General features: G+C 58.9%; 14 protein-coding genes. 2 read left to right on the top strand and 12 right to left on the bottom strand.

Going from position 1 to position 15829, the window contains the following annotated elements; translation table 11 throughout:
- Positions 1-15: 15 nt before the first annotated feature.
- The 11 genes from tldD to ACQRBV_RS09115 all read right to left on the bottom strand — a co-directional run bounded on the left by tldD (position 16) and on the right by ACQRBV_RS09115 (position 10821).
- Positions 16-1470, bottom strand: a complete 1455-nt coding sequence (gene tldD / locus ACQRBV_RS09165; protein ID WP_411984873.1) for a metalloprotease TldD — start codon at positions 1468-1470, stop codon at positions 16-18.
- Between the two features lie 37 nt (positions 1471-1507).
- Positions 1508-1864, bottom strand: a complete 357-nt coding sequence (trxA, locus tag ACQRBV_RS09160) for a thioredoxin (protein ID WP_198761079.1) — start codon at positions 1862-1864, stop codon at positions 1508-1510.
- A gap of 27 nt (positions 1865-1891) precedes the next feature.
- Positions 1892-3238, bottom strand: coding sequence for a TldD/PmbA family protein (locus ACQRBV_RS09155; protein WP_411984872.1), 1347 nt, complete (start codon positions 3236-3238; stop codon positions 1892-1894).
- A 13-nt stretch (positions 3239-3251) separates the two neighbouring features.
- On the bottom strand, positions 3252-5030 hold the full coding sequence (locus ACQRBV_RS09150) for an ABC transporter ATP-binding protein/permease (RefSeq protein ID WP_411984871.1): 1779 nt from the start codon (positions 5028-5030) through the stop codon (positions 3252-3254).
- Positions 5027-6739, bottom strand: coding sequence for an ABC transporter ATP-binding protein/permease (locus ACQRBV_RS09145; RefSeq protein ID WP_411984870.1), 1713 nt, complete (start codon positions 6737-6739; stop codon positions 5027-5029). The genes ACQRBV_RS09150 and ACQRBV_RS09145 overlap by 4 nt, the downstream gene beginning before the upstream one ends.
- Positions 6740-6755: 16 nt before the next feature.
- On the bottom strand, positions 6756-7172 hold the full coding sequence (locus ACQRBV_RS09140; RefSeq protein WP_232965733.1) for an ExbD/TolR family protein: 417 nt from the start codon (positions 7170-7172) through the stop codon (positions 6756-6758).
- A 2-nt stretch (positions 7173-7174) separates the two neighbouring features.
- On the bottom strand, positions 7175-7927 hold the full coding sequence (locus ACQRBV_RS09135) for a MotA/TolQ/ExbB proton channel family protein (RefSeq protein WP_411984869.1): 753 nt from the start codon (positions 7925-7927) through the stop codon (positions 7175-7177).
- A gap of 40 nt (positions 7928-7967) precedes the next feature.
- The gene (locus ACQRBV_RS09130) at positions 7968-8795 is read right to left on the bottom strand and encodes an energy transducer TonB (protein WP_232965744.1); all 828 of its coding nucleotides are present in this window, start codon (positions 8793-8795) and stop codon (positions 7968-7970) included.
- A 5-nt stretch (positions 8796-8800) separates the two neighbouring features.
- Entirely contained in the window at positions 8801-9178 is a 378-nt protein-coding gene (locus tag ACQRBV_RS09125; protein ID WP_411984868.1) for an STN domain-containing protein, read from the bottom strand.
- A gap of 172 nt (positions 9179-9350) precedes the next feature.
- Complete coding sequence (locus ACQRBV_RS09120) at positions 9351-10313, bottom strand: FecR family protein (protein WP_411984867.1); 963 nt, start codon at positions 10311-10313, stop codon at positions 9351-9353.
- The gene (locus ACQRBV_RS09115; RefSeq protein WP_069076214.1) at positions 10297-10821 is read right to left on the bottom strand and encodes a sigma-70 family RNA polymerase sigma factor; all 525 of its coding nucleotides are present in this window, start codon (positions 10819-10821) and stop codon (positions 10297-10299) included. Before ACQRBV_RS09115 ends, ACQRBV_RS09120 begins: the two co-directional genes overlap by 17 nt.
- Positions 10822-11328: 507 nt before the next feature.
- Here ACQRBV_RS09115 and ACQRBV_RS09110 point away from each other — a divergent pair.
- On the top strand, positions 11329-13782 hold the full coding sequence (locus ACQRBV_RS09110; RefSeq protein WP_332874161.1) for a TonB-dependent receptor: 2454 nt from the start codon (positions 11329-11331) through the stop codon (positions 13780-13782).
- 78 nt (positions 13783-13860) lie between these two features.
- On the opposite strand, the gene ACQRBV_RS09105 is transcribed toward ACQRBV_RS09110, so the two are convergent.
- Positions 13861-14583, bottom strand: a complete 723-nt coding sequence (locus ACQRBV_RS09105; protein ID WP_060756559.1) for a response regulator transcription factor — start codon at positions 14581-14583, stop codon at positions 13861-13863.
- Between the two features lie 281 nt (positions 14584-14864).
- Between ACQRBV_RS09105 and ACQRBV_RS09100 the strand changes: the two genes are divergently transcribed.
- A complete protein-coding gene (locus tag ACQRBV_RS09100; RefSeq protein WP_161548525.1) occupies positions 14865-15827 on the top strand; it encodes a FecR family protein in 963 nt (320 codons plus the stop codon).
- The last annotated feature ends 2 nt before the right edge of the window (positions 15828-15829 follow it).

The following is a 15829-nucleotide window of genomic DNA, read 5'->3' as shown; positions in this document are numbered from 1 at the left end:
CCTGTAAGAGACGGCTCAGGCCGTCCCTCCAACGATAAGATTGTCAATTTTCAGTGTGGGCTGCCCAACGCTGACCGGTACGCTCTGGCCTCTTTTTCCACAGACCGCCATGCCTGGGTCCAGCGCCAGGTCATTGCCGACCATACTGATTTGGCTGAGCGTTTGCGGGCCGTTGCCTGTCAGGGTGGCCCCGCGCACGGGGGCAACCAGCTTGCCGTCTTCGATCAGGTAGGCCAGCGCACTTTGGAACGTGAATTGACCGCTGACGATATCGACCTGGCCGCTGCCTGGAGTGGCCAGGTAAAGGCCCCGCTTCACTGAAGCGATGATTTCCTCAGGCTCCAAGTCGCCGTTGCGCATGAAGGTGTTGGTCATGCGAGGCATCGGCAAATGGGCATATGACTGGCGCCGGCCGTTGCCGGTAGGTGCCATGTTCATCAACCGGGCGCTGAGGCTGTCGTGCATGTAGCCGCACAGGATCCCATCCTCGATCAGCGGCGTGCATTGTCCCGCTTCGCCCTCATCGTCGATATTCAGCGAGCCCCTATGGCCGACCAGCGAGCCATCGTCGACCACATTGACGCCTTTGGGCGCCACCCTCTCCCCCATGCGCCCGCTGTAGGCGGAAGTCCCCAGGCGATTGAAGTCACCTTCAAACCCGTGGCCCATGGCTTCATGCAGAAGAATGCCGGTCCAACCGGGCCCCAGCACTACCGGCATACTGCCGGACGGGCTGGGAATGGCGTCAAGATTGAGCAATGCGCCATCGACCAGCTTGCGCAATTCCTGGCTGATGCTGGCCTCGTCCAGCGTCTCCAGCGCATAACGCCCACCGAGGCCGGTACTGGCCATTTCGCGTTGCTTGCCGTTGGCGACCATCACGTTCATTTGCACGATGACCAGCGGTCGCACATCGGCAGCCAGGCGTCCATCGTGGCGCATGACCATGAGGGTCTGTTGCTCTACTTCGATCATGGCGAAGACGTTGACTACCCGCGGGTCCATGGCGCGGGCCATACGGTCGATGTTTTTCAGGATTGCGACCTTCGCATCCGTACCCACGGAGTCGATCGGATCGACGTTGGCATACTGCGCCTGCGGCGCAGTCGGCTGAAGGTTGACCTGAATCGGCTTACCCCCGGGGCGAGCAATGGTGCGCACTGCACGCGCAGCCTCCATGAGGAACCGCTCATTGATCTGCTGGGAGTAGGCAAAAGCACTTTGGTCCTGGTCAAGCGCCCGCAGGCCAAAGCCCTGATCGACACTGAACGAACCAGACTTGATCAGCCCGCCTTCGATATTCCAGCGCTCTCGTTTGACCGATTGCAAATATAAATCCGCAAAGTCGACCTGATGCGTCATGACATCGTCCAGGACGCGCGCCAAGAGACGCTCGTCCAGCCCATAGGGCTCGAGCAGCAACTGCCTGGCGGCCTGCAGATTATTTATGTGGGTATGAGGTGCGTTCATGATATCCCGGCTAGCTCGTTCAAAAGGAGGTGGATGATCATTCGGCGTCGGCCGCAATCCCCTTATCGATAAAACCGCGCAGCCGCAGACGCGACTGCACACCGACCACCCGTGTTACCTCTTGGCCGTTTCGGTAAATCACCAGGGCGGGAATACCCGCCACTTGGAACCGTGCCTTGCCGGCCTCCGGATCCTGTGCGTTGACTTCATCCATATTGCATTTCATGACCTTGAGCCGGCCGTCATACTCTTCGGCCAGCTGGTCGATCACCGGCGCAAGCATCTTGCACGGGCCGCACCAAGGCGCCCAGAAATCCACCAGCACTGGCAGCTCGGAATCAGTCACCAGGGCGTCGAAGGTCGCCAGGGACAGGTCTTGAATCAATTCGCTCATAGGGTTCGCTCCGTTCAGATTTACAAGTTATTGGCCGCCGACTCGCAGCCGGTCGATCAGGACTGAGCCACTGCTGATATTGCCCAGGGTCAAGGTGTCGCTTCCCACCGCGACGATGCCGGCGAACATCTCGCGCAGATGCCCGGCGATGGTGATTTGCTCGACCGGAAACTGTATCTGGCCGTTTTCAACCCAGAAGCCTTGGGCCGCGCGTGAATAATCACCGGAGGCCAGGCGCACGCCATCGCCCATGAGGTGGGTGACCAGAAGCCCCGTATGCAGCTTGCGCAGCATGCCGGGCAGGTCGTCCTCGGCACGCGTCAGCCGGCTTTTGAGGGTAAGGTTGTGGGCTCCCTGGGCATTGCCGGTACTGGCCATGCCGAGGCGCCGGGCACCGTAGGCGCCGAGAAAATAGCCGTTGACCCTGCCCTGCTCGACCACGGCGCGACGCTGCCCGGCGACGCCATCGGTGTCGAAACAGGCGCTGGCCGTGCCACCGACAAGGAAGGGGTCCTCAAGCAGGTCAATGTGTTCGGCAAAAACCACTTGGCCAAGGCTGTCGCGTAGAAAGCTCGAGCCGCGTGCCAGCTCGCCCCCGCTTACCGCCTGGAAAAAATGCTGGGTGAGGCTGTGGGCCGCTCTGGAGGCAAACAGCACCGGGCAACTGCGCGAACTGATCGAGCGTCCACCCAAGGCTTCAAGTGCAGATCGCGCAGCGCGCTCACCCGTTGCCTCCGGCGTCTGGAGGCGGTGCGGTGCAATTTGAAAATCACTCCACGAGTCCGGCTTGTTTTGCCCATTGCGATTGGCAATTACCCTGGCGGAGATGTTGTGGTCGGTACGGATCGCGGTCCGGCAAAATCCCCGTGACGTGACCAGTTGGAATTGCGAGCGCGACGTGCTCAAACTGGCTCCGTCACTGCGCACTTCATTGCCTGCCGCGCGTACGCCGGCCTCAACGCGATGGGCGTGTTCAAGTGCCTGCTCGATACTCAGGTCCCAGGGGTTATCAAGCTTGAGGTCTGCGTAGAAACGGCTAAGCCCGTCGCCATCCACCAATCCCGCGTGCGGGTCCTCATTGGTGTAGCGGGCGATATCCAGCGCTTTACCGACCATGCGCTGCAGGTTGGCGGCGCTGAAATCGGTGGAATGCGTGGTGCCTTGTCGGTCACCGCGAAAAACCGTGAGGGAAAGCCCGCTTTTGGCATGTTGCGAGCGTGTGTTCACACGGCCGTCCATGACCTCGACGCTCAGGCCGGCCATCTCCGAGAGTGAGACCTTTACATCGCTCGCACCAGCCGCCTGGGCCTGCGCGATCAGCTCATGAGCCACTTCTGCCAATTGTTCCTCGGTATAAGCGAACTGATGATCCATGGGTAACTCCGATTCAGAAAGAATATCCAGAAGCGCCTTCACGCTGCGGATGGTTGGATGAGAACGGCGGTGGCGCGTCCAGATCGAGCACGTGGTCGTGCAGGCTGTCCAAGGCGGGCCGGTGGCTGATACTCACGATCGTGGTGGCCGGCAACTGAGCGAGCATATGGCGGTAAACGGCGGCTTCGGTCTCAGCGTCCAGCGCACTGGTGGCTTCATCCAGGAACACGAGGTCCGGGCGTTGCAGTAGCAGCCTGGCGAACGCCAGCCGCTGCTGTTCACCGCCGGACAGCTTGTGTTGCCACGCTGCTTCTTCCTGTAGCAACACTGCGCATTGCGGCAGCCGACAATCACGCAGTGCCTGCTCGCACTGCGCGTCGCTGAACTGAGTCGCTTCGGCGGGGTAACAGAGTGCTGCCTTGAGTGTGCCGGTAGGCGTGTAGCTGCGCTGGGGAACGAACATCACCTGCCAATGGCCAGGCGTCTGTATCAGCCCGCTGCCATGTGGCCACAGGCCGGCGATGGCGCGCAGCAAGGTGCTTTTGCCCCGTCCGGAAGCGCCCTTGATCAGCCAACGCTGACCCTGGCTGATGTCGAGCGACTTGAGCGAAAGCATAGGTTGGCCCAAAGGTTTGAGCAGGTGCACATCGCGACAAATCAATCGGTCGCCGCCCCGCTGCAGCTCAAAGCCGCTGGGTTTCGCATCGAGCTTGTTAATTGCCCAACTGAAGTCCCGCAGCCGGTTAACCAGCGCCAACCAGAGGGTAAAGGTTGGGTATATCTGCACGAACAGGCTCAAAACGCTGGTCATTGCGCCGAATGCACCGCCGGCAGGCCCGCCGAGGCCACCCCGGATGCGCGCAACGTCGCCAAGGCTGATATCCCCGCTCATGTAGCGCGGCAACGCAAGCAACAGAGGCAGCAGCGAAAGAGCCTCGGAATAGGTGTCGCGGGCGAACATCAGCCTGGCGGTCCGCCTGATGATCGCCACCCAGTTGCTACGCACGCGCATAAATGCGCCGGATAACCGCTGGCCTTCTGTTTCGCCGCCACGATAGAAAGCGATCTGCTCCGCGTTTTCGCGCAGGCGCATCGCCAGGAAACGAAACTCGGCTTCAACCGTCTGCTTGTGGTTATTGAGGCCTATCAGCGACTTGCCCGCCCAATGCACCACAGCCAGTTGGCCAAGGGTGTATGCGAAAGCAGCCAATAACAGGTATCCGGGAATGGCCACGGCCAGCCCGAATACACTGAATGACAACTCACCCGAAAGCCCCCAGAGCACTACCCCGAAGGACACGGCGCTGACCACGACTTGAATGATGTTGAGAATGTTGTTGAGGGTAATGTCGACGAACTGGGCGACATCCTGAGCGATACGCTGATCGGCGTTGCCAAGCATGCCCTCGCGCTCAAGCTCGAAAAAGTGGTTGGCCTGCGTCCAGCGTTCTACATAGTGACGGGTCAGCCAAGTCCGCCAACGTAACTCCAGTAGCTGGCGGAACACCGACCCGACGATCATCAGTACCGGTGTGGCCAAGGCCAACACAAAGTTGAGCACCAACACGGGAAACAGCGTTGCCCAGTTCCGTGCGACCAGCGCATCGACCAGGTTGCCACCGGCTTTGTTCGCCCACACGGCGACGTACACGCCACCCAAGGTAATGCTCACGCACACAGCGAATAACAGGTAGGCCAGCCACTTATCTTCTGAAACCCAGAACCCCATTACCAGGCGGCCTATACCCGGCCGCAGCGCGCTGCTGTCGGTTCTTTGCTCAGTAGCACTCATGCCGGCACCGCCTGTCGCGCGCCGGTGACGTTCAGTTGATGTGGGTAGTAGGAATCGAGTTGCGGGTTATGACTGATGCTGATAATTGCGCTGTTGGGCAGGCGCTCGAACACCACCTGATACAGCGCGCGCTCGCTGGCTATATCCAGCCCGCTGGTGGCCTCGTCAAAAAAGACGAATTGCGGTTGCTGCAACAACACCCGCGCAATGGCCAGGCGCTGCTGCTCGCCGCCAGAGAGTACTTTCTGCCAGTCGTCACATACGCTTAATGACCCCGCTCGCTCGGTCAAGCCGACATCGAGAAGCGCCTGCCGGCATTGCTCCGTGGTGAACCTGGCTTCACCATCCGGGTAGCACAATGCGGCTTTCAAGCTGCCTTCTGGAATGTAGCTTTTTTGCGGGACGAACAGCGTGGTGGCCTGAGCTCCAGGCAGTGTGATGTCGCCGTTGCCATGGGGCCACAACCCGGAAAGCGCGCGCATCAACGTGCTTTTACCGGAACCGGAGGGGCCTTTGATCAGCCAGCGCTGGCCTGGCTCTATACGGATGGCGGCCAAGTGGCTCAGCAGTTCGCCAGTGGGTGCCTGCAGCGCCAGAGGCGACGCAGTCAATACCGCCTCGCTTGAGCTTTTGAACTGGATACCCGTGCGGTTGAATTGCAGTTTGTCCAGCGCCGCCTTGAAGTCACGCAACCGGTTGGCAGAAGCCAGCCAGATGCTGAAGTCGACATAGCTGGTGATGAAGTAGTTCAGCGAGGAATGAACGCGCTCGAAAGACGCGGTAACCTGAGTGACGTCCCCCAGAGAGACTGCACCTGACAAGTAGCGCGGCATCGACAATGCGGTGGGAACCAGGCTCCCGATGTGAAAGTAGGTTACGTTAGTGATCAATAGCTTGGAGGTGCGGATCACCAACGCGATAAAGTTGAGCTGTATCTCTCGGAACTGCCCCATCATGCGGCGCCCCTCTTGAGGCCCTCCGCGATAAAATGCGATTTGTTCAGCGTTTTCGCGCAGGTTCATGCCCAGCGCTCGGAAGTCCGCCTCGACAGTCTGCTTGCGCGCATTGAGGGCTATCAGCGGCTTGCCCATCCATTGCGCGATCAGCATACCCAGCAGTGAATACAGGAGCGCGGCGTAGAGTAGATAACCAGGAATCGCGTGGTGGGTTCCGGCCAGGTCGAACTCGAGAGTACCGGACAGTGACCACAAGACCGCACCGAATGTGAAAGCATTCACTACGGCTGTCAGTGTTCCTACACTCAAGGACAGCGCACGCTGCACGAATACATCGATGTCTTCGGCCACACGCTGGTCCGCATTGCTAAGCAGCCCGTCGCGCTCTATCCCATAAAATCGCTGGTCAGCGGTCCACTGGTGGATAAAGCCGTGAGTCATCCAGGTTCGCCAGCGAATACGCAGGTAATCCTGCGCTGCATAATTGATGATGGCCAGAAACACCATGGTCATCCCCAGCACCAGCCCCAATCCCAGCGCTCCCCACAACGTCGGCCAATCGCGTGCAACCAAGGCATCCGTGGTTTTTGCTACAACCCGCATGGCCGTGAGGGACACGTAGACCGAGCCGAAGTTGATCGCAAGATTGGTCGCCAGAAGCCCCCAGGCCCAATACCGGTCTTCAGAAACCCAGTAGGGCAGCAAAAGCTGGGCGAGCGAGGGCCTGGCAGTGGTTTTTACGGCACTGGTCATAGGGGTACCAAAGGGCTCAAGGCGTTGCGGGTTTGGCTTCAGTCACGAAGTCGATTTTGCTCAGGCCACCACTTTGTGCAGCGGATAACACGGTGGCGACCCGCTCGTAGCGCACTGCCTTGTCGGCGAACAAGCGCACATTGGGCACGGGATCCTGCACGGCGGCCACGGCGATACGTTGTTTGAGTTGCTCGTCATCCAGCGCTTCCTTGTTCCACAGCACTTGGCCGTCGGCGGTGATCGATACATCGATCGCATCTGGCTGCTTTTCCATCGCGTGGCTGTCGGCTTTGGGCAGCTCGAGTTTCACTGCGTGATTGATGACTGGAAGCGTGATGATGAAGATGATCAACAACACCAGCATGACGTCGATCAACGGCGTCATGTTGATATCGGACATCACGTCGTTGGCATCGAATTGCGAGCCACCCATGCTCATGCCCGTGCCCTCTCAACGAGGGTATCGGAGCACTTGTCGGAAGGTGCCACGGTAGGCTGTACCGCATTGCCGGCAATGCTGACGCGGGCGCCGGTGAGGAAGTAAGCGTGCAGGTCGTGAGCGAACCGCCCCAGCGCATGACTGACACTTTTGTTACGCCGCGCAATCGCGTTGTAACCCAGCACAGCGGGGATGGCCACGAACAGGCCAAACGCCGTCATGATCAACGACTCACCTACAGGCCCCGCGACTTGGGCCAAGGACGCATCGCCCGACGTTCCTATCACTTTGAGCGCGTGGTAAATACCCCAAACGGTACCAAAAAGCCCCACGAACGGTGCGGTGCTGCCAATCGACGCCAACACCGCCAAGCCCATTTGCAAGCGTGACAAATGCTCCTCCACCACATCCTTGAGGCAGCGTGCCAACCAGTCGCTCAGGTCGAACCGGCTGTTCAACTGGGAGCTCTGTTGCTGCTGGTGAGCATTCGCGGCAACGCCGGCCTGGGCCAGATGGACGAAGGGATTGCCGGGGCCGGTATTGAGCTGTTTCACGCCCTCTTCGAAGCTTTCGGCACGCCAGAACGACGTCACCGCTCGGCGTGTCATGCTGCGCAGCTTGATCAACTGCCCAGCCTTGATGATCATCACTCCCCAGCTGAGTATTGACATGATCAGCAGTACGAAAGCGATCGTTTTCGACACCATATCCGCTGTTTGCCAAGCGTAGGCCAACCCCATCTCTTGCATGATCAATCCTCTTCTGTGGCACTCGAGCATCGTCGAGCGGTTATTTGCTCAAATTGAAGTCAACGGTTTGCACAGCGCGCACCGAGATGGCCTGGCCGCCTTCTATATAAGGGTTGCAAACAGCGCCGCGTACGGCGGTCACCGCGGACTCGTCAAGGTCTTCGTTACCACTGCTGCGAACCACATCCGCGCGCTGTACCAGGCCTTTAGGGTTGATCTCCAGGCGTACCAGCACTTGCCCTTGGGCATGTAGGCGCCGGGCTCTACGCGGATACTCCGGGGCCGGCACGCGGCAACCTACGGAAGGCACGTCCTTGGGCACTGCAGAGGGCAGATCCATCAGCTTTTGCGCAACGGGTGCCGCCTGGGCCTGCGTTGAATTCGGGTCAGGCTTGGTTTCAGTGCGCGGGCTCGGCTCGACCGGTCTTTGCTCGGCCACAGGCTGCGTTTTCTTCGGTTCAGGCTTGATCACAGGCTTGGGCTTGATCTTGGGTTTTACTTCCTTGGGCTTGGCCTCGGGCTTGGGCGGCGCCTGTTCTATCGTGCGGGTTGCCGACTCACTGGTGAGCACGGCAGGCTCCGGCGCCACCGGAGCTTCGACCACCGGTGGCGGCACCACCACGGGTGGCGGTGGCGGCATGGCGACCAGGCTCACGCGTACACTGGTGACCGGCGCGGAAGCCTCCATCGTCAACTCTCGCTTGCTGACCTGGGTGACCAGCAGGGCCAGCGCCGCCACATGAATCAGCACGGCAAAGCTGAACGCCGTGACGATAGGCAAGCGGCTTTTTTTCAGCTCGGCAAACTCGCCAATTTGGCTGGCATCCCAGCCGCGCCCGCGAGGGAGCTGTTCTACACGCACATTCATATTGGTCACACGCCTCTCCCCGCACTCGCACGCTTGACCTGGACATCCGCTGGCTGCAGGGTCAGGGTTCCGTTGGCAGTGAGTACCAACTCGAACCCCGAGCTATACAGAAGCATCCGCGCAACGTCATAGCCACTGAAATGGCCGCGAACGCCCTCACTGTGCATCTGGCTGATCAAGCCCGGATCAAACACGATCGAGCACCCGTTCAGACGCCCCACTTCAAGCAGCGCGTTGCTCAATGTGCCGCGAGATATCGCGTAATCTCGCTCGGCGGCCAAGCTGCAAGCCATGCTGCTGCTGCAGCCCCCCGCCATCAGTACTGACAGGCTCACGGCCTGGGCAGACCGAAAATGACGCTTGGGAAGGAGGGAACGCAGCACGATGGTGATCGCCTAACAGTTGTTCTTACTACCTATGTGCAACGAGGCAGTAAAAGCGTGAGAGGCGAATGCGATTATTTTTGATTTTTTTGCGGGCAGCCGTGAAGGCAGGTGCGGCGGGGTTCTGGTCAGTTAAGCAGGGGACGAGAGAACACACCAGGCAAGGCAGACGTCAGGCAGCGCTGATGCTGACCCAGAACCCCGTGGTGCGCTGTACGATGATCGGCAAGGTCTGCGCTATCGATTCGATGGCGTTGTCGCTGTCGTCCAACGGGAATATGCCACTCACCCGCATGACCGCAGCACGAGGATCCAGCCGCACCACGCCGGTACGATAGTTACGCAGGGCTTCGATTACAGTCGCCAGCGGCTGGTCATCGACCACCAGCAGGCCCCGCGTCCAGCTGCATTCGGCTACGGCGGAGATCGGGAAGACATTGAAGCCGTTCGAACCCACCGAAGCCCCCTGCCCTACGGCAAGCAAGCGCGAACTGCCGGTCGCATCCCACACCTGCACAGGTCCGGTGAGGGCCGCCACCCGGAAGCCATCATTCAGATGCCGGATGGACAGCCGGCCACTGCCCAGCTCCACCCTGCCGCCTGACAACTGAACACTCAGGGGTAGCCGGGAAGCCGCTGCCTGCAGCAGCATCTCCCCTTCAATCAATTTGATTTTGCGCTTGTCGCGAGCCTCGTCGATATCGATGTTGACCGCACTGCGCGCATTGAGCGTAAGCGAGCTGCCGTCACCCAGGGTCAAGGTCCGACGCTCCGAGGTGCGGGTCGAAAGATCGGCGAGGAGGTTGCCGACCGGATAGGTTCTATCGACCAGCGCCCCACCCATTACGCCGACGGCCGCCAGGCACAGGGCATTGCGCAGGAACTCACGACGACGTGACGGTGCCAGTAACGTTGAGCGCACCGCCTGATGCTGAGTGGGCGCCAGCCTGAGCGGAATCCGGCCCAGCGTTGCCTCTATGTAGGCACAGGCCTGATCGTGTTCCGTACTGCGGGCTCGCCAGGCGGCGAACTCTTGCTCATCGTCGAGCGTGGCTTCACCGGAACGCAGTAACACCATCCACTCGATCGCCTGCTCGGCTGCGTCGTCAGTACTTTTCTTAGATGCCTTGCTCATGGCGAGCCGCCTCATAACAGCACCGCAGTGCCTTGACCATGTATTGACGAACTCGAGCCGCCGAGACTCCGAGCAGTTCGCCAATTTGCGCGTAGGTCAAACCGTCGAGCTGGCTATACAGGAACGCGCTGCGGGCGTTGACCGAGAGTCCTTCCAGCGCCTTGTCGACGGCCAGCAGTGACTCCATCAGCAGGTGCTGCTCTTCCGGCGAAGGATGACATGCCTCGGGTGCCAGGGCCAGGGCATCCATATAGGCTCGTTCCAGGTCCCGGCGACGCGACAGTTCATACATGACCCGGTTGGCAATGGTGGTAAGCATCGCCCGTGGCTCTTTTACTTCCTGCAGGGTGGGCATTGCAGCCAGCTGGGTGAAGGCCTCGGAAGCGACATCTTCGGCGTTGTAGCGGCAGCCCAGCTTGTACCGCAAGCGTGCAGTCAGCCAGCGGTAGTCGCTGCGAAAGACCACAGTCAGGAAGTCGGATCGAATGAGAGAGTCAGTGGCGGCCATGAATGCACCCGTTCAACTGCAAATAAATACGCTCAACACAGACTATCCGGCGACTGGGTCAAGTAGCTGGGGCACACGTACGCAAGTCTTGGGCCAACACAGCTGAGCAAGTTGAGGTAACACCCTGGATACGCAGTGTTGTGATAATCGAGCGCCATAGTGGCGCGCCAGAAAACCGCAGCGCACCATCATTGATCGAAAGAGAGGATAGCGTTGCGCAAATTTCTCTTATTCCTGCTGCCGGCTTGGTGAGTGTTACTTAGATGCACTTGGGAGAAAGCGATAAAAACACCAGTTGTAGGAAATTTACTCGGCAATGTCACCGCTGGATAACGCGGCCTCTCGACGCCTTGATACCCTCGTCATACGGCCAGGCAGTGGCAACTGGATTCCAATAAATCCTCCCGGCTTTCCAAAAAAATACCTTTTTTTCGGCAGGCCTCTCACGCTTTTCACATCTCGTCACACAGAACCAGTAACCGAACATTTTGGTTTCCTGGGGACAAGGTGGAGCGCAAACGTATGGCATCAAGCTGCAAGTTGGCAAAACTCGCTTTGGCTATTTCGCTGATTTCCGGCTTGTCGCCGGTGCAAGTTGTCCTGGCGGCAACCGCGCAAGAGGCCGTAGCTCAATTCAACGTTCCTGCGGGCTCGCTGGATCAGACACTCCTGGCTATCGGGCAACAGACCGGAAGGACGATATCCTTCGACCCTGCCTTGGCCAAAGCTTACCGCGTGCCGGCGGTTACCGGTCGCTTGAGCACCGAGCAGGCCATAGCCCAGGCATTGCGTAGTACTGACCTGCGCCTGGGTATCACTGGCAATGGGACACTGACCGTTGAACGGGCTCCGCAAGTTGCCGCAGCGCCAACGGCGACCAATAACGATGCCGTGCTACCCAGCATAACCGTGAGCAGCAGCACCGAAAACGAGGATGCGGAGGTCTACAATCCAAACAATGCCACTGGCGCGATGCGCGGCAACACCTCGATTCAGGAAACCCCACGCTCGGTTCAGGTACTCAGCAGCAAACTGTTGACCGACCGCCAGGCCTCTTCTCTCGAGGACGCGTTACGCAGCTCTGGGGGTGTAACCACCTGGCAAAATAACCGCGGAGTTAGTTCTTACTTCATCCGAGGCTTCGCCGTTGCGAACACCAGCACCAATGGTGTGGCGGACGTTGGCGTTGGCACGACTCCAATCGAAGGGTTGGACCGTGTCGAAGTCATCAAGGGCCCGGACTCCATCATGACCGGCAGCGCGAGTTCTTCGGGATCGATCAATCTGGTCCGCAAAGCGCCGGTAACCACACCATTGCACCAACTGCGCGTGGACGTGACCAGCAAAGGCGAATTTCAGCAGGCGCTGGATCTGGGGGGCGCGTTGAGTGATGACAAACAGTTCAGTTATCGACTTAACATCGTCCACATGCGTGCCAACGAGAGCGAGCCGGATTACAACGGCGGCCGTCGCGACTATATCGCTCCGGCATTACGCTGGAAGGATGACGACACCAGCCTGACGATTGGCGCAGAACTCCAAGGTCAGCGAGGCGCTCTAGGCGCTGCGACATACCTCTACCAAGGCAAGATACAGAAGCTTCCCAATTACCGACTCACTGGCAAGGACGATCGAGTCACCGGCAATACCAAAACAGGCTATTACGAATTCAGTCACAACTTCACAAGCAACCTCACGTTTGAAAGCAAGGCGAGCTATACCCGTGAAGAAGACCAGGTTCACCTATGGGAGCCGGGAGGACCCGGTGGCGCGCCGCCCTATGGACCAAACGGCTTGATCCGCTCCAGAGGCTTACAATCCGGAACGATCACCAACTCCTTCAATACCCAAAATAATATTATTTACACGCTGACGACTGGGGTTATCGAACAGAAGCTGCTGGCCGGACTTGACTACCAGCACTACAAGACCTCCGCGTTTGACACGGCAACTCGGGTAGCAGCCAGTGGCAACCTCAATGCGGGCCACGACTTCGACCTGCCTGACTTCAGTTACTCATCACCCAACTATTACCATTCCGGGGACTACCTTCAGAACCAAAAGGGATTGGTGCTGCAGGACCTGGTCAAGGTTGGCGACAAGACACACGTGATGCTCGCCGCGAGACGCACTCTGTACGATGCCGACTCGACTATTTATATACCCAACTTGCCCGACTACCCGGCCAACAGACGTGGCACTTCCTCTTCAACGGATTTCAAGAACAGCAAGTGGGTACCGAGCTACGGCATCAGTTACGACATCACGCCTGATGTGACGGTGTATGCGAACCATTACAAAGGTTTCCAGGCCAACAACACTACTGACAACGTCACAGGGTTGGTGCTGCCTCCTAGACAAAGCGATTCAAAGGAGGCCGGGGTTAAAGTGAAGTTCAACGACGATGCCTTGACCTTGACCACCGCCGTTTTCCAAATGGAAGAAACCGGCGTGCCGACCACCGATCCATTTGGCCGAACGACAGGTTCCCAAGGGCTTAAATCCAAAGGTGTTGACCTTGACCTGGCCGGTGAAATTCTTCCGGGCTGGGCAATCAATGCCAGCTACACCTACAGTGATTTCGCCCAGCCGGCGCCGCCACCAGGAAGGAACCCCCTTTTCTACGCCTCTCCTCAAACGATCGGCCAGCCGAAACATACCGGCAGCGTGTGGACCTCTTATGAGCTTTTGGATGGGACGTTCAGAGGCTTGGGAGCGGGGATAGGCGTGAATGCCTATAGCAGCACGATCAACGGGTACGCGTCAGGCTTTAATTACTTCTCCCTTCCGGGTGGGGCTCAGACCGATGCGTCGATTTTCTATCGGCAGAAAGACTGGTCACTGACGTTGGGCGTCAAAAACATCTTTGACCGTACGCTTTACTCATACACGTCGACGCCGAACTATATCGGGGTGCGGCCTGAGCGTACGACCCGGTTGACAGCGACCTATAACTTCTAAAGCGGCTCAAACAAAAAAACCGGCCTACATCCAGGCCGGTTTTTCGTAAAAAATGCTCCACGTGGAACATTGCCGGTTTTAGTCCGACGTGGTCGTCGCCACACTCTCCAACCGATACCCATACCCATAGATGGTCAGCAACTGCCAGCCTCGATCCGCCGTCAGCCCCAGCTTGTTACGCAGTCGATAGATATGCGTATCCAGCGGGCGTGAGGACACCATTTCCTCATGGGTCCAGAACCGTTCATACAGGTACTCGCGCGACAGCGGCCGCGCCAGGTTGGCGAACAAACAACTGGCCAGTCGATACTCCCTCTCGGTCAGATTGATCGGTTTACCCGCACGGGTAACGGTCAACTCGGCATCGTCAAAGGTCAGGTCATTGAAACTTTGCAGCTCGCTGGTGGCGGGCTTTTGCAGGCCATGACGGCGTAGCACCGCACTGACCCGTGCTTTGAGCTCATTGGGGCGGAAGGGTTTGCTGACGTAGTCATCGGCCCCGCTGTTGAGTGCCGTGACGATGTCGCTCTCTGCGTCCCGGCTGGTCAGCATGATGACCGCAGGGGGGACCTCCATGTGTTCTCGGGTCCAGCGCAACAGGGCGATTCCGCTGATATCAGGCAGTTGCCAATCGAGTATCAGCAGATCGAAGGTTTCCCGGCGTAACTGGCGCAACAGGTCTTCGCCGCGCTCAAAGAAATGCAGGGACCACGGCTGTTCCGCAGTGCTGGGGATCTGTCGCAGTGTCTGTTCAACCCGGCGTAGTTCGGCAGGCTCGTCATCCAGTATTGCGACACGCATGGGTGGGTCCTTTCAACTAAAATAGCGGCCGTCGATGGCCTGTTCGACAGCGATTTCGTACAGAGCAAATACCTGGTGTTGAATCTGAATAATTGTGGCCAGACGCAACACCCCGTGGATCAATCGGTACGCTGATAGCAAAGAGCCGTTAACTCATTGAAAATTTTCAGTACCAATGTGGGAAAGATACCGGCTCCTGCTCCTGAGGAAAAGGATCAGCCGACGCATGTGTAACGTGCGTAAAACCTGCGCGTTTTTGTGAGACGCACTATGGAAGCCCCATGTCGATAAGCACCCTGAGTTTTTCTCCCCGCAGCGGGTACGGGACACTCCCCTCGTTCCTGGTCATGGCCATGGTCGCCCTGCCTGTTTGTGCGTCGCCTCGTGCCGCCTACATCGATGATCATTTTGTCTGTCGTGCCCAGCCGCTGCCGGCGGTTGTCCTGCATTTGACAGGGGACGCCTGGAAGCTGGACAGCCAGGGCAAGGCGCACCCTCTGCAAGAAGGCATGACCATCGATGAGCAAGAAGGCGTCAGAACCTCGGAATCGGCGTTCACCAGCCTGTTGTTCGGCGACGGTTCGAGAGTGGTGCTGCCTTCCCATTCGCAGGTGCATTTGCGCTCGGTGCAACCGCTGTCGATTCCCCAAGTCGTTCTTGAACAAGGCCAGGCTGAAGCCTATGTGATCAAGCGGGACAGCGCCTCTGATCGGTTCCAGATCGTGACTCCCGTGGGAGTGCTGGGGGTACGCGGTACGCACTTTCGAGTACGCGATGAAGGTGAGCAATCGGTATTGGAGGTGCTCAACGGTCAGGTCGCGGTCAACCGTGATGTGAAAACAAAGCGGGTCACCGGTCCTGTCGACGGCGAAGTGAAGGTGGATGCGCGTCAGGGACTGTTGTTCACCAGACAGGGTGAACTCAAGCCGGTGGAGCTTCTGCCGGCGCCGGTGTTGGTTGGCCAGGACGGCCAGAAAGGCGACGCGCCGGTGTGGCATTTGTACCTGCGACCATTACCGGGGGCGCAGCGTTATCGTGCGCAAGTTGCCACGGATAGCGCCTTCCTGAACATCAAGCAGCAAAACTTTTCCAGCGAGCCGAAAATGAGCTTCACTGGGCTCAAAGCGTCGTTCTATCACGTGCGTTTGTCGGCCTACGATGAGCACGGCCTGGAGGGAGAAACCGGGGTTTATGACATCTTCTACTACCCACCCGCCACCCAGGCGCAGGCATCCGGTGGCTGACC

Origin of the sequence: Pseudomonas sp. R11F (assembly GCF_050312575.1) — a bacterium.
GTDB lineage: Bacteria > Pseudomonadota > Gammaproteobacteria > Pseudomonadales > Pseudomonadaceae > Aquipseudomonas > Aquipseudomonas palleroniana.
The sequence above is the reverse complement of the archived record's forward strand: the minus strand, read 5'-3'. Positions and strand labels throughout refer to the sequence as shown.